This is a genomic window from Micrococcus sp. GbtcB5, from assembly GCF_019091605.1.
GTDB lineage: Bacteria > Actinomycetota > Actinomycetes > Actinomycetales > Micrococcaceae > Micrococcus > Micrococcus luteus.
Genome location: NZ_JAGXJK010000577.1, coordinates 1 through 231 on the forward strand (window position 1 = coordinate 1; position 231 = coordinate 231).

At 70.1% G+C, this 231-nt stretch carries 1 pseudogene; it reads left to right on the plus strand.

Going from position 1 to position 231, the window contains the following annotated elements:
• A pseudogene (locus tag KVS67_RS13565) lies at positions 1 to 214 on the plus strand (30S ribosomal protein S16); the annotation flags it as partial.
• Positions 215 to 231: the final 17 nt, after the last annotated feature.

The window sequence follows — 231 nt, forward strand, 5'->3', positions numbered from 1 at the left end:
CGCCGCGCTGCTGAAGGTCACCGGTGACTGGCAGAAGTTCAAGGGCGAGCCGGGCGCCGAGGGCACCCTGAAGTCCAAGTCCGAGAAGGAGGCCTTCGTGGCCCCCGAGAAGGGCACGGTCATCCTGCCGGAGGAGCCGAAGCAGGAGGAGGCCCCGGCCGAGTCCGAGGAGGCCGCTGAGGCACCGGCCGAGGACGCCGAGAAGTCCGAGTGACCATGCTGACCGAGGCC